This window comes from Staphylococcus hsinchuensis, from assembly GCF_038789205.1.
Lineage (GTDB): Bacteria > Bacillota > Bacilli > Staphylococcales > Staphylococcaceae > Staphylococcus > Staphylococcus hsinchuensis.
Genome location: NZ_CP128355.1, coordinates 1,439,456 through 1,458,874, shown reverse-complemented (window position 1 = coordinate 1,458,874; position 19,419 = coordinate 1,439,456). Strand labels below are relative to the sequence as shown.

At 35.0% G+C, this 19,419-nt stretch carries 16 protein-coding genes; 1 reads left to right on the top strand and 15 read right to left on the bottom strand.

What is annotated here, in order from left to right:
* Window positions 1-62: 62 nt before the first annotated feature.
* Window positions 63-1,760 (top strand): Rqc2 family fibronectin-binding protein, encoded by a 1,698-nt coding sequence (locus QQM35_RS07315; protein WP_251516353.1) that lies wholly within the window; start codon window positions 63-65, stop codon window positions 1,758-1,760.
* Window positions 1,761-1,861: 101 nt separating this feature from the next.
* Here QQM35_RS07315 and QQM35_RS07310 read toward each other — a convergent pair whose 3' ends face one another.
* The 15 genes from QQM35_RS07310 to QQM35_RS07240 all read right to left on the bottom strand — a co-directional run bounded on the left by QQM35_RS07310 (window position 1,862) and on the right by QQM35_RS07240 (window position 19,372).
* The gene (locus QQM35_RS07310) at window positions 1,862-2,269 is read right to left on the bottom strand and encodes a VOC family protein (protein WP_251516350.1); all 408 of its coding nucleotides are present in this window, start codon (window positions 2,267-2,269) and stop codon (window positions 1,862-1,864) included.
* A 396-nt stretch (window positions 2,270-2,665) separates the two neighbouring features.
* A complete protein-coding gene (locus tag QQM35_RS07305) occupies window positions 2,666-3,043 on the bottom strand; it encodes a VOC family protein (protein ID WP_251516347.1) in 378 nt (125 codons plus the stop codon).
* A gap of 464 nt (window positions 3,044-3,507) precedes the next feature.
* Entirely contained in the window at window positions 3,508-3,693 is a 186-nt protein-coding gene (locus QQM35_RS07300) for a hypothetical protein (RefSeq protein ID WP_251516323.1), read from the bottom strand.
* 25 nt (window positions 3,694-3,718) lie between these two features.
* Window positions 3,719-4,330, bottom strand: a complete 612-nt coding sequence (pyrE, locus tag QQM35_RS07295; RefSeq protein ID WP_251516320.1) for an orotate phosphoribosyltransferase — start codon at window positions 4,328-4,330, stop codon at window positions 3,719-3,721.
* A gap of 1 nt (window position 4,331) precedes the next feature.
* Window positions 4,332-5,024 (bottom strand): orotidine-5'-phosphate decarboxylase, encoded by a 693-nt coding sequence (gene pyrF, locus QQM35_RS07290; RefSeq protein WP_342610300.1) that lies wholly within the window; start codon window positions 5,022-5,024, stop codon window positions 4,332-4,334.
* 83 nt (window positions 5,025-5,107) lie between these two features.
* On the bottom strand, window positions 5,108-8,281 hold the full coding sequence (carB, locus tag QQM35_RS07285; RefSeq protein ID WP_251516314.1) for a carbamoyl-phosphate synthase large subunit: 3,174 nt from the start codon (window positions 8,279-8,281) through the stop codon (window positions 5,108-5,110).
* Window positions 8,274-9,374: a carbamoyl phosphate synthase small subunit gene (locus tag QQM35_RS07280; RefSeq protein WP_251516311.1), complete on the bottom strand. Its 1,101-nt coding sequence runs from the start codon at window positions 9,372-9,374 to the stop codon at window positions 8,274-8,276. The genes carB and QQM35_RS07280 overlap by 8 nt, the downstream gene beginning before the upstream one ends.
* Window positions 9,374-10,648: a dihydroorotase gene (locus QQM35_RS07275; protein WP_251516308.1), complete on the bottom strand. Its 1,275-nt coding sequence runs from the start codon at window positions 10,646-10,648 to the stop codon at window positions 9,374-9,376. Before QQM35_RS07275 ends, QQM35_RS07280 begins: the two co-directional genes overlap by 1 nt.
* 5 nt (window positions 10,649-10,653) lie before the next feature.
* A complete protein-coding gene (locus tag QQM35_RS07270; RefSeq protein WP_251943101.1) occupies window positions 10,654-11,544 on the bottom strand; it encodes an aspartate carbamoyltransferase catalytic subunit in 891 nt (296 codons plus the stop codon).
* A 28-nt stretch (window positions 11,545-11,572) separates the two neighbouring features.
* On the bottom strand, window positions 11,573-12,880 hold the full coding sequence (locus QQM35_RS07265; RefSeq protein WP_251943939.1) for a uracil-xanthine permease family protein: 1,308 nt from the start codon (window positions 12,878-12,880) through the stop codon (window positions 11,573-11,575).
* Between the two features lie 293 nt (window positions 12,881-13,173).
* Window positions 13,174-13,701 carry a bifunctional pyr operon transcriptional regulator/uracil phosphoribosyltransferase PyrR gene (gene pyrR / locus QQM35_RS07260; RefSeq protein ID WP_251516304.1) on the bottom strand — a complete coding sequence of 176 codons (528 nt, stop codon included), beginning with the start codon at window positions 13,699-13,701 and terminating at the stop codon, window positions 13,174-13,176.
* 379 nt (window positions 13,702-14,080) lie between these two features.
* On the bottom strand, window positions 14,081-14,998 hold the full coding sequence (locus QQM35_RS07255) for an RluA family pseudouridine synthase (RefSeq protein WP_251516302.1): 918 nt from the start codon (window positions 14,996-14,998) through the stop codon (window positions 14,081-14,083).
* A 20-nt stretch (window positions 14,999-15,018) separates the two neighbouring features.
* The gene (gene lspA, locus QQM35_RS07250; protein ID WP_251516300.1) at window positions 15,019-15,495 is read right to left on the bottom strand and encodes a signal peptidase II; all 477 of its coding nucleotides are present in this window, start codon (window positions 15,493-15,495) and stop codon (window positions 15,019-15,021) included.
* 223 nt (window positions 15,496-15,718) lie between these two features.
* Window positions 15,719-18,469: an isoleucine--tRNA ligase gene (gene ileS, locus QQM35_RS07245; protein WP_251516298.1), complete on the bottom strand. Its 2,751-nt coding sequence runs from the start codon at window positions 18,467-18,469 to the stop codon at window positions 15,719-15,721.
* A gap of 255 nt (window positions 18,470-18,724) precedes the next feature.
* Entirely contained in the window at window positions 18,725-19,372 is a 648-nt protein-coding gene (locus QQM35_RS07240) for a DivIVA domain-containing protein (RefSeq protein WP_251516295.1), read from the bottom strand.
* Between the last annotated feature and the right edge of the window lie 47 nt (window positions 19,373-19,419).

The following is a 19,419-nucleotide window of genomic DNA, read 5'->3' as shown; positions in this document are numbered from 1 at the left end:
GACCTATCGTTTTCTACATGTTACAATACAATGAATGACTAAAAATAAGGTGGCAGATAATCATGGCATTTGATGGCTTATTTACAAGAAAAATGGTGGAATCTTTACAAGATCTTGTCGATGGTCGTATTCATAAGATTAACCAACCAGAAAACGACACAATTATACTCGTTGTACGTCAAAATAGACAAAATCATCAACTCTTACTTTCTATTCATCCTAGCTTTAGCAGAATGCACATCACTGCTAAAAAATATGATAATCCTTTCGACCCACCTATGTTTGCACGAGTTTTTCGTAAGCATTTAGAAGGCGGTATTATCAAGGCAATTAGACAAATTGATAATGATAGACGTGTAGAAATTGATGTACAGAGTAAAGATGAAATTGGCGATACGATGCATCGTACCATCATTCTTGAAATTATGGGAAAACATAGTAACTTAATCCTCGTAAACGAAGAAAGAAAAATAATTGAAGGCTTTAAACACCTCACTCCTAATACAAACCAATATCGTACCGTGATGCCGGGCTTTCAATATGATGCACCACCTACACAACATAAAATGAACCCTTATGAGAAAACAGGTAATGATGTACTATCTTATATAGATTTCAATAGTGGCAAAATCGCCAAACAATTGCTCAACCATTTTGAAGGATTTAGCCCATTAATAACAAAGGAAATCGTCAATAGAAAGCAATTTATGACGACCGAAACATTACCACAAGCTTATGATGAGGTCATGGCCCAAACCGAGCAAGCACCTGTCCCAGTCTTCCATAAAAACCATAAAACGGGTAAAGAAGACTTTTATTTTATGGAACTAGACCAATTTTATGATGATGTAGTGAAATATGATTCTTTACACGATTTGTTAGATAGATACTTTGATGCACGTGGCGAAAGAGAACGCGTGAAACAAAGAGCAAATGATTTAGTTAAATTTGTGCATCAACAATTAAATAAATACCAAAATAAAATTTCTAAGTTATATGCAGAACAAGAAGGCACGAAAGATAAAGAACTCCAACAACTATATGGAGAACTTATAACAGCAAACATTTACCGTATCAATCAGGGAGATGAGGAACTAACTGCTTTAAATTACTACAATAATGAAGAAGTCACGATTCCTTTAAACCCAACGAAATCACCTGCAGTTAATGCTCAATATTATTATAAGCAATACAATAAACTAAAAACGCGTGAAAGTGAATTGCACCATCAAATCCAATTAACAAAAGAGAATATCGCTTATTTCGAAGGTATTGAACAACAACTCAAACATATTTCTGTTGATGATATAGATGATATTCGTGACGAATTATCAGAACAAGGTTATATGAAACAACGAAAGCAAAATAAGAAAAAACGAAAACAAAAAATTCAGTTACAAGAATATCGTTCTTCAGATGGTGATACAATTCTCGTTGGTAAAAATAATAAACAAAATGATTATTTAACGAACAAAAAGGCTGATAAAAATCATATTTGGTTCCACACAAAAGATATACCAGGTTCCCATGTTGTGATATTAAACGACCAACCAAGTGAGACGACGATTAAAGAAGCGGCTATGTTATCAGGGTATTTCTCCAAAGCAGGTAATTCTGGTCAAATACCTGTTGATTATACTTTAATTAAACATGTTCATAAACCGTCTGGTGCGAAACCAGGGTTTGTCACTTACGATAATCAAAAAACTTTATATGCAACACCAGATTATGACTACATTCAACAATTAAAGGTCAAATAATGAATGGTTAAAGTCTTAATAATTTTAAAAAGCACCTTAGTTTGTACACTAAGGTGCTTTTTGTATATTGTAATTTTGAGCTCGTATAATGGTTACTTATACTACTGTTGTTCCGGTAAAGCTAATTGGAAATTAACACCAAATTTATCTTGAATCCAAGCAAATTCACGGAATGGTGGCATCTCTGTTTTAGGCATAAGAATTGCACCTTCACGTTTCAATTTACTAAATAATTGTTCCATTTCCATTGCGCTATCTACGGTCACGTATAATGACATAGCTGGATTCATTTCAATGTCTACATTATTCACATTATCAATGGCCATAAAGATTTGATCTTTTAATCTAAAGATTGCATGTTGAACCGTTCCTGTCGGTTCTTCATCATCTTCCCCATATCGAACAATATTTAATATTTCTGCATCTTCAAATGCATCAATGTATAAATTAATGGCTTCTTCTGCTTCGCCATTAAACATTAAAAACGTAGTTATTTTTGGAATGTTCATCATTTCCCCTCCTTGACCACTATGGTAACCTATCACATCTGATAATTCGAATATTTTACGTATATCTAACATGCATTTATAAAATGTTGAAAGTTACATAATCTATGAGTTAAAGACGTTTCCTTTCTTTTTAAACCAAATATCGTTAAAATATATACAAAGTCTAACGGAGGTATCACAATGTTACATTATCTAATTCCCCTATTAATTGCCGTATTAGTACTACTTATTGGCTACATCATTATAAAAATCATGATTCGATAGTAATTTTTAAGTAAGAATAAACAACCCAAATATATTATGGACTAATTTCAATCCGTGTGAATATTAAAAACCTCCGTATCATTCATTTAAAAATGAGTAATACGGAGGTATTAGTCTATAAGCAAAGTAGATTTATTTAACTTCTTTTACTGCAAAATAATTATCTTCTGGGTCAGCAAAGTTAAATACTCTGCCCATCGGTAAAGTCATCACTTCTCCGACTGTAATATCATTATCTTTTAAATGTTGATACAAATCATCAAATTGTGTAGTTGCAAACATGAGTGATGGTGTTGCAGTGCTTACGCCCATATCCATTTCATCAACTTTTGCCTTGTCTTGTAAGACAATCGCAGTTTCTGCTTTGTCTTGTGGTAGCAACTTAACTATACGCATGCCCATTTCTTCTGTATCTTCAGAAACTGTGAAATTTAAATATTCAGTCCAAAACTGCATCACTTTATCATGATCGTAAACGTAAATCATTACTTCATCTAATCTTTTTACCATATAAATAATCTCCTTAAATAAATTGTTGAAATTACAAACTATTAAAATTAAATAGAAGCCAATCATCAAAACCTATATACATGTCACACTTATATTATATCATGGTCGCGCTATATTCACTCTGTACGTCCTTTTTAACCTACCTCCTTAATTTATAAATCTACAATGTTCAAGAGAGACTCTACTAAACTATATAAGCGTGGTTAATTCAAAAAGTATGGATTATCACTGTAATTTCTATTGATTCGATTTTTTTATTAATAACTAGGTCTACACGTACTTACATTTCCATTTTCACTATAGTGTTCAAAACCAGTATACTCCTTTGTCAACGAACATTGCCAAATCGAAATCAACCTTCATATTTAACAAAAATCAGGCTACTTATCTCCTGTTTATTACAGAAAATGAGTAGCCTGATTCGAGTTCATTATTTAACTTTCAATTAAATAGTAAGAGCCATTCTACAAGTTCTTTTTATCTTTGATGTTTGATTTTGATTGTTTGTAAAAGTCGTTTTCTTCTTTATCTTCTGAATTCATTTCTTGCTTATACTTATCGTCATCGTGTTTTCTATAGTCATCATCTTTTTTCAAAAAATCATTGATATGTGAAAAATTTTGATAGGATTCTTCTGGGCTTTTTGTCATACATGTACCCCCTTTGGGTTACATATTATGACAAGTTGTCTCTCCAATCAACTAAAGTAGTAATGTCTGATTCAGAAATTTGCCCATTTTCTTTTGCAACTTCAATTAATTCATTATAATTACTGAGTGTATAAAATGGTACTTGCGCTTCTTCAAATTGATCATCGGCTTTCTTTAAACCGTATGTGAAGATTGCTACGACACCTAATACTTCAGCGCCTGCTTCTTTTAAAGCTTCAACTGCTGTAATAGATGATCCACCTGTCGAAATTAAATCTTCAATTACAACCACTTTCTTACCTTCACTTTGAGCACCTTCTATTTGATTTTGTTTACCATGGCTTTTACTCTTAGAACGAACATAGTTCATAGGTAAATCTAATACTTCAGATACATATGCTGCATGAGGGATGCCTGCAGTTGCAGTCCCTGAAACGATTTGACCTTCTGGAAATTGTTGTTGAATTAAGTCACTTAAACCATCTCTAATATCACGTCGAACGCTAGGGAAACCTAGAGTAACTCGATTGTCGCAATAAATTGGTGATTTTATTCCTGAACTCCACGTAAATAAATCATTTGGAGATAACGTTACTGCTTCGATATCTAATAATGCTTTCGCAATGTTTTTCGCCATATTAACTTAACCAACTTTCTTTTATTTTTTGATAACTTGCGAGCGGATCGTCACTTTGAGTAATAGGTCTTCCGACAACGATATGTGTCGAGCCCATTTCTTTTGCTTGTTCTGGTGTCGTCACACGTTTTTGATCGTTTACAGCTGCATCAGCAGGTCTGATACCAGGTGTAACTTTTAAAAATGATGTGCCTAAGTGTTCCTTTAACAATGCCGTCTCTAACGGTGAACAAACAACACCATCTAAGCCTGCCTTTTTTGCTAGTTGAGCATAATTTAGTACAGCTTCATCGATTGTAGTTTGTATATTTTGTTCTTGTTGTAATACCGCTTCAGTTGTTGAAGTTAATTGTGTGACTGCGATAATCTTTATATCTTTATTATGCTTTTTAATACCTTCTAATGCACGTTCCATCATAGCAGTACCACCTGCAGCATGAACGTTTACTAAGTCGACATCTAATTTACTCAAACCTTCCATTGTTTTACCGACTGTATTTGGAATATCATGCAATTTCAAATCTAGAAATATATCATGACCACGTGCTTTAATCGATTCAATCAATTGCGGTCCAGTTTGATAAAATAGTTCCATACCTACCTTAACAAATAATGGTTCATCAAATTGATCTAAAAACTGATTTACTGACTCTATTGAGTCAAAATCTAATGCAATAATTGGTAAAGTCTTCATTATGTTAGTACACCTCAAATTGATTACAAATAGTTGAAATCAAGGGCTATGCAAATGTTAGCCCGTTGATTCAATCAAATGATTTACATGTTTTTCATAGTGAAAGTCATACTTTCAATGACATTCGTTAATGCATTTGCTGTATCTAATGAAGTAAGACAAGGTACACCGTTTTCTACTGATGTTCTTCTAATTTGGAAGCCGTCTCTTTCAACTTCTTTACCTTTTGTCATAGTATTTACAACAATTTGAACTTCACCTTGTTGAATGCGCGTTAGAAGATCATCTTCGCCGCCAATTTTGCCAACCACTTCAGCAGGAATTTGATGTTCTTTAAGTTTTTGTGCCGTACCTTCTGTTGCTAAAATCTTATAGCCTACTTCGTTAAGTCGAGCAGCAATACTTACTACTTCGTCTTTATCTTTATCACTCACTGTCATTAATACAGTACCATGGTCTTTAACTTCTACACCACTTGCTGTTAAACCTTTGAATAATGCTTTTTCCATCGTTGCGTCTTTACCCATTACTTCACCTGTTGATTTCATTTCAGGTCCAAGCGTAATATCTACGTTTTTCAGTTTGTTAAAACTGAACACTGGGGCTTTTACAAAGACGCCCTCAGAATATGGTTGAATACCTTCCTTGTAACCCATGTCGACAAGTTTCTCACCGATAATTGAACGCATTGCAAGTTGAGCCATTTGAATGCCGGTAATTTTACTTAAGAATGGTACAGTACGACTAGAACGTGGGTTAACTTCAAGAACATATACCCCATCATGTGCTACAACAAATTGAATGTTGATAAGGCCAACAATATTAAGCCCTTTCGCAAGTTTAACCGTATAATCTTCTAAAATTTCCATTTCTTCATTTGATAATGTTTGCGGAGGATAAACTGCGATTGAGTCACCTGAATGGACACCTGCACGTTCAATGTGTTCCATAATTCCTGGGATAATTACTGTATCTCCATCACTGATTGCATCGACTTCAATTTCTTTACCTGTTAAATATCTATCGACAAGTACTGGATGGTCAGGGCTTGCTTTAACTGCTTGATTCATATAATTTTTAAGCTCGTCATCACTATTTACAATTTCCATAGCTCGACCACCTAATACATAAGAAGGTCTCACGACGACAGGATAGCCGATGTTACGTGCATTTTCTAAAGCACCTTCTGGAGATGTAGCTGTTTTACCTTTAGGTTGTGGCACGTTAATTGTGTGTAACAATGCTTCGAATTCCTTACGATCTTCAGCACGGTTTAAGTCTTCTAATGTCGTACCTAAGATATTTACACCACGATTCGCAAGTTTATCCGCTAAATTAATTGCTGTTTGACCCCCGAATTGGACAACGACACCTTTAGGTTGCTCTAAGTTGATGATATTCATTACATCTTCTTCAGTTAAAGGTTCAAAGTATAATTTATCTGAAATTGAAAAGTCTGTTGAAACTGTTTCAGGGTTATTATTGACAATAATAGCTTCGTAGCCTGCTTTTTGAATTGCCCAAACCGCATGTACAGTTGCATAGTCAAACTCAACACCTTGACCGATTCTAATCGGACCTGAACCAAGTACTAAGATTTTTTCTTGTTCTGTCACGTTCGATTCATTTTCTTGTTCATACGTACCATAGTAATACGGTGTTGTTGATTCGAATTCAGCAGCACAAGTGTCGACCATTTTATAAACAGGTGTAATACCATGTTGTTGTCTTAAATTAAATACTTCTTCCTCTGACATATTAAAACGGTGTGCAATGACACGGTCACTGAAGCCATAATCTTTAGCGAATTTTAGATAATCGATGTCGCCACTATTTGCTTTTAAATCATGTTCAATATCAATAATATGTTTAAATTTATTTAAGAAGAAATAATCAATTTTAGTCATTTCATGTAATTCTTCTAACGTTGTTCCACGACGAATCGCCTCTCCAATAAAGAATAAACGTTCATCATCTTGGTCTTTAATACGTGTTTTGATGTAATCTAAGTCGAATGTTTCACCATTTGGTAAACCTAAATGATGTACACCATATTCAAGTGAGCGAATAGCCTTTAATAGAGATTCTTCATATGTTCTACCAATAGCCATTACTTCACCAGTTGCTTTCATTTGAGTTCCTAGTACACGTTCACCTTTTTCAAATTTATCGAATGGGAAACGTGGAATTTTTGAAATAACATAATCAAGCGAAGGTTCAAATGCCGCGTATGATGTACCTGTTACTGGATTTAACATTTCATCAAGTGATAAGCCGATAGCGATTTTAGCTGCTAGCTTAGCAATTGGATAACCAGTTGCTTTGGAAGCTAATGCTGATGAACGTGACACACGTGGGTTAACTTCGATGATGTAATAGTCCATTGAATGCGGATCTAATGCTAGCTGAACATTACAGCCACCTTCAATTCCAAGTGCGCGAATAACCTTTAATGAGACATCGCGTAACATTTGATACTCAACATCAGATAAAGTTTGACTCGGTGCAACTACGATTGAGTCACCCGTATGGATACCCACTGGGTCAATATTTTCCATGTTACATACTACAATGGCGTTATCATTTTTATCACGCATAACTTCATATTCAATTTCTTTGAAGCCGGCGATTGATTTTTCAATTAAACATTTTGTAGCTGGGCTATAGTGTAAACCATTTGAAACGATTTCTTGTAGTTCTTCATCGTTGTGGCAAATACCGCCACCAGTGCCACCCATGGTAAATGCTGGTCGCACGATAAGTGGATAACCCACTTGCTCCTTAAATGTAAATGCTTGTTCTACCGTGTTAACAATATCACTTTCAGGCACTGCAACGCCTAGTTCGTTCATTAAGCTTCTAAATAATTCTCTGTCTTCGGCTTGTTGAATAGATGATAGCTTTGTGCCTAGAAGTTGTACATTATTCGCTTCTAACACACCACTATCATTTAATTGAATAGCCATGTTAAGACCAGTTTGGCCACCTAATGTAGGTAATAATGCATCTGGTTGTTCTTTACGTATAATGCGCGCAATGAAATCATGCGTTAATGGTTCGATATAAACTTTATCCGCGATTTCATTATCTGTCATAATTGTTGCTGGGTTTGAATTTACTAAAATAACGCGGTAACCTTCTTCTTTTAATGCTAAACACGCTTGTGTTCCAGCGTAATCGAATTCCGCAGCTTGGCCGATGATAATAGGTCCTGAACCTATAACTAATATTGTTTTGATATCTTCACGTTTAGGCATTGATTGTATGCTCCTTTGTTTGATATTGTTTCATCATTTTTATAAATTCATCGAATAAATAGTTTGAATCAGTTGGTCCTGGGCACGCCTCTGGGTGATATTGTACTGAAAATGCTGGCAATGTCTTATGGCGTAAACCTTCAACTGTATTATCATTAATTGCGATATGCGTCACTTCTAATTCCGTATCTTTTAACGAATCTTTATCTATCGCATAACCATGGTTTTGACTTGTTAAGGCGATTTTACCTGTTTTCAAATCTTTAACTGGGTGGTTCGCACCACGATGACCGAATTTCATTTTAAATGAAGTAGCACCTTGAGAAAGTGCAAAGAGTTGATGTCCTAAACAGATACCGAAGAACGGAATATGTCCTAATATACCTTTAATCATTTCAACTGCTACTTGAACTTCTTCTGGATCACCAGGACCATTTGATAACATTACGCCATCCGGTGTCATACGTTTAATCGCTTCAGCTGAAGTATCATATGGTACAACTGTTACGTTACATCCACGCGCGTTCAGCTCTCTGACGATGTTTTGTTTTTTACCGAAGTCCACTAGTACAACACTTAAATCATAACCCGTTGAAACATAAGGTGATTTGGTTGATACAGTTGTAACTTCGTTTCGAGGTAATTCTAATGTTTTTAATCGTTCAATAACTTGATCGATTTGTGCTTTATCATCGGTAAATGCAGCTTTAAGCACACCGAATTGTCTAATCTTACGCGTGATACTACGTGTATCGACACCTTTAATACCAGGAATATTATATTCGACAAGAATTTCATGGAACGTCTTTTGCTTTCTGAAGTTACTTGGGTGTGTACTTGCTTCTTTCACAACAACTCCATTTAATGTTGGTACAAGTGATTCAAAGTCATCTCGATTGATACCATAATTTCCAATTAATGGATATGTGAATGTAATAATTTGACCTGTATAAGATGGGTCTGAAATTGTTTCTTGATAACCTGTCATCGCAGTATTAAATACGATTTCGCCTTCTGTAACTTCATCTGAACCTATTGGATAACCTTCATAGTAAGAACCATCTTCTAGCACAAGATATCGTTTTTGCAACATTATTTTTCCTCCTTAAATTTAACTTCACCTTCAACTAATGTTAATACTGGAGTGCCGTATACTTTATTTCCTAAGAATGGTGTGTTCGTTCCTTTTGATGCGAAGTCTTCAGCTTTAATTTCTCTTTCTTCATCTAAATTAATAACTGTTAAATCAGCAAGACTACCTTCTTCTAAAGTACCGTATGGTAAATCAAAAGTTTGTGCTGGTTTGATTGTTAAATAATCAACAAGTTGTTGTAATGACCAGTCACCATTTTTAACAAAGTTTGTATATAATAATGGGAATGCTGTTTCACTACCTACGATACCGAATGGTGCTTTCGTCATTGGTTGGTCTTTTTCTTCAGCTGCATGTGGTGCATGATCCGTTGCGATACAATCAATCGTACCATCTAATAAACCTTCTAATAATGCATCACGGTCTTCTTTACTTCTTAGTGGTGGATTCATTTTATAAATCGCATTATCACCTGGTACATCATCTTCAGTTAATAATAAGTGATGTGGTGTGACCTCAGCTGTCACGTTGATACCAGCCTTTTTAGCATCGCGAATTGTACGAACACTTTCTTTCGTAGATACGTGACATACGTGATAGTGTGCACCAGCTGCTTCAGCTAATAATACATCACGAGCTATTTGAACCGCTTCACAAATATTTGGAATACCAGGGATATCTAATTCTTTACTACGTTTACCATCATGCATTGCTCCACCATAGATTAAGCTATTATCTTCGCAGTGTGCGACAACGGCTTTATTTTGCTTCGCTGCTGCTTTCATTGCTTCATACATCATACTCGCTTGTTGGACACCAACACCATCATCTGTGAAAGCAAATGCGCCTTGTTGAGTAAGTGCTTCGAAATCTACATGTTCTTGACCTGCTTGTCTAACTGTAATAGCTGCATATGGTAATACACGAACTTGAGCATTCGCTTCGATTAACGCGTTTAAATGTTGCATATTGGCTACTGAATCAGGTACAGGTCTTGTATTTGGCATTGGGCAAACAGTTGTAAAGCCGCCTCTTGCTGCTGCTTTCGTACCTGTTTCAATTGTCTCTTTATGTTCTCCGCCTGGTTCACGTAAATGTACGTGTACGTCAACTAAACCTGGCGCAACGAATTGGCCTTGGGCATCAATGACTTCTGTGTTGTCATCTACTTCGATTTGTTGACCAATCTGTTTAATTTTCTTTCCATCAATTAAAATTGATACGTCTGTAAGTTCACCGTTTTTTAATATTTTAGCATTCGTTATTAATTTCATTTTAATTACCCCTTTTTCTGTAAAATATAATCAATGACTGCCATTCTTAAATACATGCCATTTTCCATTTGTTCAAAAATACGAGACTGTGAAGCTTCTACAAGAGAAGCATCGATTTCTACACCGCGATTGACTGGTGCTGGATGCATCACAATCGCATGATCTTGCAATTGTTCGTAACGTTTTAAAGTCAAACCAAAATGTTCATGATAATCGTTCACTTCAAATTGCTTACTTTCACTTTGTTCATGTCTTTCATGTTGTACTCTTAATAACATGACGATATCAACTTGATCAATCACTTCATCAATATCCACATACGGTGCATCTAAACGCTCATCTTTCCACGAGTCAGGACTTGAAAACATCACGTTAGCGCCTAAAGCTTTTAAACTATGGTAATTGCTTCTCGCTACACGAGAATTTTTAATATCGCCACAAATCAAAATATTCAGTCCTTCAAATGAACCAAATTCCTCATTAATTGTCATTAAATCAAGCAAACTTTGTGTAGGGTGTTGGCCACTTCCATCTCCACCGTTAATAATAGGTATATTTAATGAAGCTAATTCGTCGTAATAAGCATTTTGTGAGTGACGAATGACTAACACATCTGCACCGACCATCTCCAGCGTTTTACATGTATCATAGAGTGACTCACCCTTTTGCACTGAAGAAGTTGAAGTTTCAAAATCAATTAATTTTAGTCCTAGCTTTTGTTCAGCTACGAGGAAACTGCTTTTGGTACGTGTTGAATTTTCAAAGAATAAATTTGCGACAAATTGCTTGTCATACTGTTGTGGCTCATATTGACCATTCTTAATCTCACTTGCACGCTGGATTAATGTCTTTATTTCTGTATTTGAAAGATGTTCCATAGATAATAAATTTTCCAATTTAAGACCTCCATTTAAGCACATTTTCTTACTGTTGAGCCTTAGAAGTTTCGGGTAATATCAAATTCAATATGATGCCTGCTAACGCAGCTAATGCCATACCTTCAATTTCTAATTTGATACCCACTCCATTTAAGTTAAATACTAAATTTCCAATACCGATGACTAAGATGACCGACGCGATCACTAAATTACGATTACTTGAGAAATCTACATTACTTTCTACCAGCATTCTCAATCCACTTGCCGCAATAATACCGAAAAGTAGAATTGATACGCCACCCATAACGGGTGTTGGTATTGATGACACAAGTGCCGTAAATTTTCCAATAAACCCTAATAAGATTGCGATACATGCCGCCCCACCAATTACATAAATACTATAGATTTTAGTAATTGCAAGTACACCGATATTTTCACCGTATGTCGTACTTGGTGGACCACCGATGAGACTAGCAAACATCGTCGATACACCATCACCTATAATTGACCTATCGAGCCCTGGATCTTCAAAGAAGTTTTTACCTACGATTTTATTAATTACTAGTTGGTGGCCAATATGTTCACTAACAGTCACAAAGACGATAGGTATTAAAACTAATATCAAACCTAGATTGAAAGACGGAGTGTAATCTTTAAACGGTAAATAAATTTCAGGAAACTGTAACCACTTCGCTTCGGCGATAGAGCTAAATTTAACTAAGCCCATAAACGCTGATAATATATAACCGGTAGTAATGCCGATAAGTACCGGTATTAAAGATAGAAAACCTTTAAAGAATCCTTGAACGATGATTGTGACTAACAATGTTACCATTGCGACAACAACATAACTTAAGTTATAGCCTTTCATATCTGCAGAATTTTCAAACATGGCCATATTGACTGCAGTAGGTGCTAAACTTAAACCGATAACCATGATGACTGGTCCTACCACAACAGGTGGTAATAAACGCATCAACCATCTCGTACCGCTCAACTTAATAGCTAAACCAATTAAGATGTACATTAACCCACTCATGAATAATGCAATTAACATGTCACCTAAACTGTGAGAATGTAATCCAGTGATTATCGGTGTGATAAAAGCAAAGCTTGAACCGAGATAAGCTGGAATCTTAGCTTGCGTAATTAAGATGTACAATAGTGTCCCAATACCTGATGCAATTAATGCTGAGGATATCGGTAAACCTGTTAAAAATGGAACTAATACGGTAGAACCAAACATCGCAAATAAATGCTGTGTACTTAAAAAAGCCCACTGACTCAATTTTGGTTTGTCTTTTACATCTAATATTGGTTTAACCGTGCGTTCAAACATCGCTTCATTTTTCATCATTTTTATATATCCTTCCATAAAAAAATCTCTTTACATTTATTTCATGTAAAGAGACTAAAAAGTAGACAAAATCCTAATTTAATGAATCAACTGTGCGACGCAACTATATTCGCATGTAGTTTATAAATCATTAAAATATATAGATTATGCTTTGAAATGTTCAATTTACGTTTCACCTAAATATATAGCTTAAGTTTAATTGAGAAAGCTTTTCGAATACTTAAGTTTTTATGCAAAAACGTAATATTTGAACATCCCCCTTTTCAGTCTCTCGTACTGAATTAAAGGTGCTATTCAATTACTACAGCATTTCTTGGATCGATTTCTTCAAGAAACACTGATACTGCTTCTTCTCTTGCAGTTGGTATGTTCTTTCCAACAAAGTCAGCACGTATTGGTAGTTCACGATGACCTCGATCGACTAATGTGGCGAGGCCAATTTTCTTAGGTCGTGCGTATTGCAATACAGCATCTAGTGAAGCTCGAACCGTTCGCCCTGTATATAAGACATCATCGATAATGATAACAACCTGATCGGTAATATTCACATCGATTTCGTATGTTTGTTTGCCAATAGGTGTGCGCTTTTGTTCCAAGTCATCTCGAAATTGTGTAATATCTAGTGTTCCTGTAGGTACAACAGTATCTTCTATACGCTCGATCTTCTGTTGAATTCTTCGTGCTAAAAATGCACCTCGTGTTTTAATACCTAACAGAATTAAATTATCCGTACCTTTATTATATTCTAAAATTTCATGTGCGATACGTGTTGTTGTTCTTTCAATAGCTGCTTCATCCATAATAATTCTCTCTGACAATTTAGGCACCTACCTTCGTAGCAATAATTTATTATTTATGTATAATAAAAAGAAAACCTCATGTCTTTGGCTTAGACATGAGGTTTATCACAAGTTAATTTATTCTCAAACATCAAACACCATCGGTTAGGTGTCTAAAGATACAGATTGATATCATCAGTTAGACGCTAAGTTATGGATATTAATATACATCCTAACCATTAGTCTAACTACTTAACTGTGTGTACATTCATGTCTTTGAAGCCTCTCTGGACTGCAATTAAAGACGTACGTTTTCATTATTAAATTACATTCATGATACCATGATTTAAAATGTCATGCAAATGAATTTCGAATATAATTTTCAATAATATATTTAGCGTGATACGAACGTTGATGTTTATTTGTCGCTCTTACGAATGTCTTCTAATACCTTTTGGAATTCCTCAGGTAGCTCTGATGTTTGCTCTGTATATTCGCCAGTCACTGGATGTTCGAAGCCTATTACGCCTGCATGCAATGCTTGACCACCTATATCTAATGTCTTTCTAGGTCCATATTTTGGATCCCCTACAAGTGGATAGCCAATATATTTCATATGCACACGTATTTGATGGGTACGCCCTGTTTCAAGCTGACATTCAATTAATGTATAGTTATTAAAATGTTCCAATACATTAAAATGTGTAATCGCTTCTTTACCTTCGTCAACAACGTCCATAGATTGACGATCTTTCGTATTTCTCCCTATTGGTGCGTCAACTGTACCATAATCATGTGGAATATTTCCGTGGACTAAAGCGACATATTTACGTGTAACTGATTTTTCTACTAATTGATCTACAAGGCTTCGGTGCGCTTGATCGTTTTTAGCTACCATTAACAACCCAGAAGTATCTTTATCAATACGGTGAACAATGCCCGGGCGGATTTCCCCATTTATTCCTGATAAATCTTTCATTTGATACATCAATCCATTAACTAATGTACCTGAATAATGTCCAGCTGAGGGGTGTACGACCATCCCTTTAGGTTTATAAACTACAGCCACATCATCATCTTCATAATAAATATCTAAGTTTAAATCTTCAGGTTCAATGTCTGCTTCAACTGTTTCTTTTTCCGTAACAACGATTTGATCATCAAGCTTTACTTTGTAGTTTGATTTAACTACTTTATCATTAACTTGAACGAGCGACTCTTTTATCCAGTCTTGAATTTGTGTACGTGACCATTCGCCATTAAATTCTGGTAATATTTTGTCGATACGTTTACCGACATCTTCTGGAGTTTCTACTGTAAAATTAAAGCTTTGCATTCATAACTCACTCCTTTATGTTATTTTTCTTTCGACGAATCTTTGAATAAAGCAATAATGATTAAAATTACGCCAATAGTTAAGCTTGCATCTGCAATATTAAATATTGGGAAATCATAGCCAAATATATATGTATCAATAAAATCGACTACTTTTCCATGTATGACACGATCAATAAAGTTTCCAAGTGCACCTGCAAATATTAAACTAATCGCTATTTGCATAAATAAATTATTTTTCGCTTCTTTCACATAGAAATAGACGAGTACGATTAATACGATAATAGTAATAATATAGAACAAGCCCATCTTACCGCTTAACATGCCCCAAGCAGCTCCGTCATTTCGGTGAGAGGTAATATTTAAAAATTGAGGAATCACTTCAAATGAATCTCCAACTTTCATCGAACTTGCGATAATCAACTTTGTAATTTGATCTGCTATTATAATAAAGAGTGTGACAAATAATGTAATTCCGATATAGTACTGACGTTTCATGTCGTACCTCCTGTTCTTAGTTCCTTCAGTTTAACAATCTTTATTATATCTTACTCAAAGTGATAAAAAAAGTTAGAGTACGTATTAATCATTCTCGAATGATTACGTCATACGTTGTTCATTTTTAAAATGAGTTTCCAATAAAAAAGTGACTGCTTGTCCTCGAGTCAAAATAAGACAAGCAGTCACTATAAAGTTATTATTAAAGATAATACGTTGTCACTTATACAAGTGTTTTAACAACTTCTTGGCATCGTGGACATAAATCATCTAGCTCTCCTACAGAACCTAGTGTTTCACTATAGTTCCAGCAACGTTGACATTTTTCGCCATGTGCGTGTTCAATACGGATATCACCATATTGATATGATTCACCATCATTAAGCGTATCCACGACTTCAACTTGAGAAGTTATAAATAATTGTTGTAAATCATCGAATTGTTGTAAGAATGAAGTTGCATCAAAGTTATCATTACTAGCGATTGTAACTTTTGCTTCAAGTGATTTACCGATTGTTTTATCGTTTCTAGCTGATTCTAATGCACGGTTAACATCGTCACGTAAATGCATTAATGTATTCCATTTTTCAACGAATTCTGTATCCACATCTTTGACTTCAGGCATGTGTGTTAAATGTACACTTTCAGCTTCAACATGAGGGATGTGTGACCAAACTTCATCAGCTGTATGCACTAAGATTGGTGCTAATAAACGTGTCATATCAACGACAATTTGATATAGCACAGTTTGCATGCTACGACGTTTATGTGAGTCACGTTCTTCGATATATAAAATATCTTTACCGTAATCTAAGTAGAAATTACTTAATTCTACGTTAATGAAGTTTTGAACTTCTTGATAGATATCTAGATAATCGAAGTTATCATAGTGTTCAAATGTGTTGGCAGTAAATTCTCTTAATCTATTTAAGATATAGCGATCTACATCAAGTAATTCATTTTCAGCAATAGCATTCGATTTCGGATCAAAATCATTCACATTACCTAACATGAATCTCAATGTATTTCTAATCTTACGATACACATCGGCAGTTTGTTTTAAGATTTCATCTGAGATACGAACATCATTTAAGAAATCAACACTACTTACCCATAAACGTGCAATGTCAGCACCTTTTTGTTTAATGATTTGATCAGGCACAATCGTGTTACCTAATGATTTACTCATTTTCTTACCTTCGCCATCCATAACGAAACCGTGAGAAAGTAACATTTTATAAGGTGATTTACCTCTTGTAGCCACAGATGTTGTGATTGAAGAGTTAAACCAACCGCGATATTGGTCACTACCTTCAAAGTATAAATCTGATGGGAATGATAAATTATCTCGTCCTTCTAATACTGCTCTATGAGATGAGCCTGAATCGAACCAAACGTCCATGATATCTGTTTCTTTCGTAAATTCACCATTCGGGCTTCCTGGATGCGTAAATCCTTCTGGTAATAACTCTTTAGCTTCACGTTCAAACCAAATATTTGAGCCATGTTGTTCAAATAAATCTGCAACGTGGTTTACAGTTTCTTGTGTCATGATGATGTCACCGTTTTCAGCATAAAATACTGGTAAAGGTACACCCCATACACGTTGACGTGAAATTACCCATTCGCCACGATCACGGATCATGTTGTAGATACGCGTTTTTCCCCAATCAACTTTGAATTGAGTATCGTTGATTGCATCTAAAATATCGTTACGTACCTTATCAATTGACGCAAACCATTGTGGTGTAGCTCTGAAAATTACTGGTTTCTTTGTACGCCAATCATGCGGATAACTGTGCGTGATAAATTCTAGGTTTAATAATGCACCATTCTCTTTAAGCAAATCAGTAATTTCTTTATTTGCTTTATCGTAGAACATACCTTCAAATTGACCAGCTTCTTCAGTAAACACACCTCTACTATTAACTGGGCTAATAACAGGTAAATCATATTTTTGACCTACGATGTAGTCATCTTCCCCGTGTCCAGGTGCAGTATGAACGCAACCAGTACCTGCATCTGTCGTAACATGTAAACCATTAATAACTAATGAAACACGATCAACAAACGGATGTTGCGCTTCTACATATTCTAACTCTTTACCTGTAAATTCTTTTTCTAATTCAATTTCATTTTCGTCCCAATTTAGTGCTTCGGCTACATCATCAGCTAAATCTTTACCGATAATATATTTTTCACCATTCACTCGGTATTGGCCGTAAGTTAAATCAGGATGTACAGTGATTGCAACATTTGATGGTAATGTCCAAGGTGTAGTTGTCCAGATAATGAATTTTGCATCCTCATCCACTGTACCTTTCGTATCTTTCACATCGAAAGCGACGTAGATAGAAGGTGAACGTTTATCGTGATACTCGATCTCTGCTTCTGCTAAGGAAGATTCACTTGAAGGTGACCAGTAGACTGGCTTTTTACCTTTATAGATTAATCCTTTGTCAGCCATTTCACCAAATAAACGAATTTGTGCTGCTTCGTATTCTGGGTTTAAAGTAATATATGGATTATCGAATTCACCATTAACACCTAAACGTTTAAAATCTTTTTTCTGAATTTCAACTTGTTCTAGTGCGAATTCTTTACATTTTTCTCTGAATTCTGCAACTGTCAATTCTTTACGTTTTACGCCCTTTTTCGTTAATGCTTGTTCGATTGGTAAACCATGCGTATCCCAACCTGGAACGTATGGCGCATAAAAACCACGCATCGTTTTATAGCGAGTGATAAAATCTTTGATGATTTTATTTAACGCATGACCCATATGTAAACTACCATTCGCATATGGTGGTCCATCGTGTAAAATGTATGACTCTTGTCCTTCGTTTTGTTTTAATGCTTTTTCGTAAATTGATTTACTTTCCCACTCTTCTTGGATTTTTGGTTCTTTATTAGGTAATCCTCCACGCATTGGGAAAGCTGTCTTTGGCATGAGTAACGTCTCTTTATAATCCATAATTTACACTCCTTATTGATAATATTCTGGCTCATTTGTGGTTAATTTAAAACAATAAAAAGAACCCTAAGTTCAATTAACAAGGACGATCGATTAACCGCGTTACCACCCTGATTAACTCAACTTAGAGTTCTCTCATTACAATTTATATTTTGAATAACAGTGATATAAATAACATACATATGAAAGGCTCTCACCATCCCTAACTCGCTTTGATATGTACCATGTTACTTACGCGTCTGTTATTAACGTGTATTATTTTTTATCTGTATCGTTATTCGTGTTTGTATTAGTATTAGCATTGTTTTGTTGTGTCTTATCAGTTGAATCAGTAGTTTGTTTATTTTCTGCTTCAGCTTTTAATGCCTTTTCTTCATCTGTTAAATCTCTTTCATTTAAATGATTTACATTTTCTTCTGTAACTTGCTGTGCATCTAAATCATAATTTAATAAATAATCCCAATCATCGTTTTTCAATAAGTCCAACTGTGCTTCAACTAGCATACGGAAACGTGATCTGAAAATCTTTGATTGACGTTTCATATCTTCTGTTTGGAAAGATAGTCGACGTGATTTCTCGACAGCATCATTCACAATACGGTCAGCTTCTGCTTGTGCTTTAGAAATTGTAGCTTCTGCGTCTTTCTTTGCAGCAGCTTTCGTTTCTTCACCACTTTGTTTCGCTTGAATTAGAGCGTCACTAACTGATTGATGCACATCTTTGTAAGACTGAATGTTCGTTTTCTTTTCTTCAATGACCTTTTCTAATTGAATCTTATCTTCTTTTAAACGTTCAATCTCATTACTAAGTTGCTCTAAATAACTTTGTACTTCAGATTCAGAAAGACCATTTTTTTCACGATTAAATGTTTTATTCTTAATTTCACTTGGTGTAAAAGGCATGTTTTATCCTCCCTATATCATACACTATTTCAGCGTTTCATTAAACG

What these genes read in the sequence shown, in the direction of transcription:
- lspA (WP_251516300.1), bottom strand. Translation starts at nt 15,495, where the DNA reads ATGAAACGTCAGTACTATATCGGAATTACATTATTTGTCACACTCTTT.
- QQM35_RS07310 (WP_251516350.1), bottom strand. Translation starts at nt 2,269, where the DNA reads ATGAACATTCCAAAAATAACTACGTTTTTAATGTTTAATGGCGAAGCA.
- QQM35_RS07265 (WP_251943939.1), bottom strand. Translation starts at nt 12,880, where the DNA reads ATGAAAAATGAAGCGATGTTTGAACGCACGGTTAAACCAATATTAGAT.
- ileS (WP_251516298.1), bottom strand. Translation starts at nt 18,469, where the DNA reads ATGGATTATAAAGAGACGTTACTCATGCCAAAGACAGCTTTCCCAATG.
- QQM35_RS07240 (WP_251516295.1), bottom strand. Translation starts at nt 19,372, where the DNA reads ATGCCTTTTACACCAAGTGAAATTAAGAATAAAACATTTAATCGTGAA.
- QQM35_RS07255 (WP_251516302.1), bottom strand. Translation starts at nt 14,998, where the DNA reads ATGCAAAGCTTTAATTTTACAGTAGAAACTCCAGAAGATGTCGGTAAA.
- QQM35_RS07280 (WP_251516311.1), bottom strand. Translation starts at nt 9,374, where the DNA reads ATGTTGCAAAAACGATATCTTGTGCTAGAAGATGGTTCTTACTATGAA.
- pyrF (WP_342610300.1), bottom strand. Translation starts at nt 5,024, where the DNA reads ATGAAGACTTTACCAATTATTGCATTAGATTTTGACTCAATAGAGTCA.
- pyrE (WP_251516320.1), bottom strand. Translation starts at nt 4,330, where the DNA reads ATGGCGAAAAACATTGCGAAAGCATTATTAGATATCGAAGCAGTAACG.
- QQM35_RS07300 (WP_251516323.1), bottom strand. Translation starts at nt 3,693, where the DNA reads ATGACAAAAAGCCCAGAAGAATCCTATCAAAATTTTTCACATATCAAT.
- QQM35_RS07305 (WP_251516347.1), bottom strand. Translation starts at nt 3,043, where the DNA reads ATGGTAAAAAGATTAGATGAAGTAATGATTTACGTTTACGATCATGAT.
- QQM35_RS07315 (WP_251516353.1), top strand. Translation starts at nt 63, where the DNA reads ATGGCATTTGATGGCTTATTTACAAGAAAAATGGTGGAATCTTTACAA.
- carB (WP_251516314.1), bottom strand. Translation starts at nt 8,281, where the DNA reads ATGCCTAAACGTGAAGATATCAAAACAATATTAGTTATAGGTTCAGGA.
- QQM35_RS07275 (WP_251516308.1), bottom strand. Translation starts at nt 10,648, where the DNA reads ATGAAATTAATAACGAATGCTAAAATATTAAAAAACGGTGAACTTACA.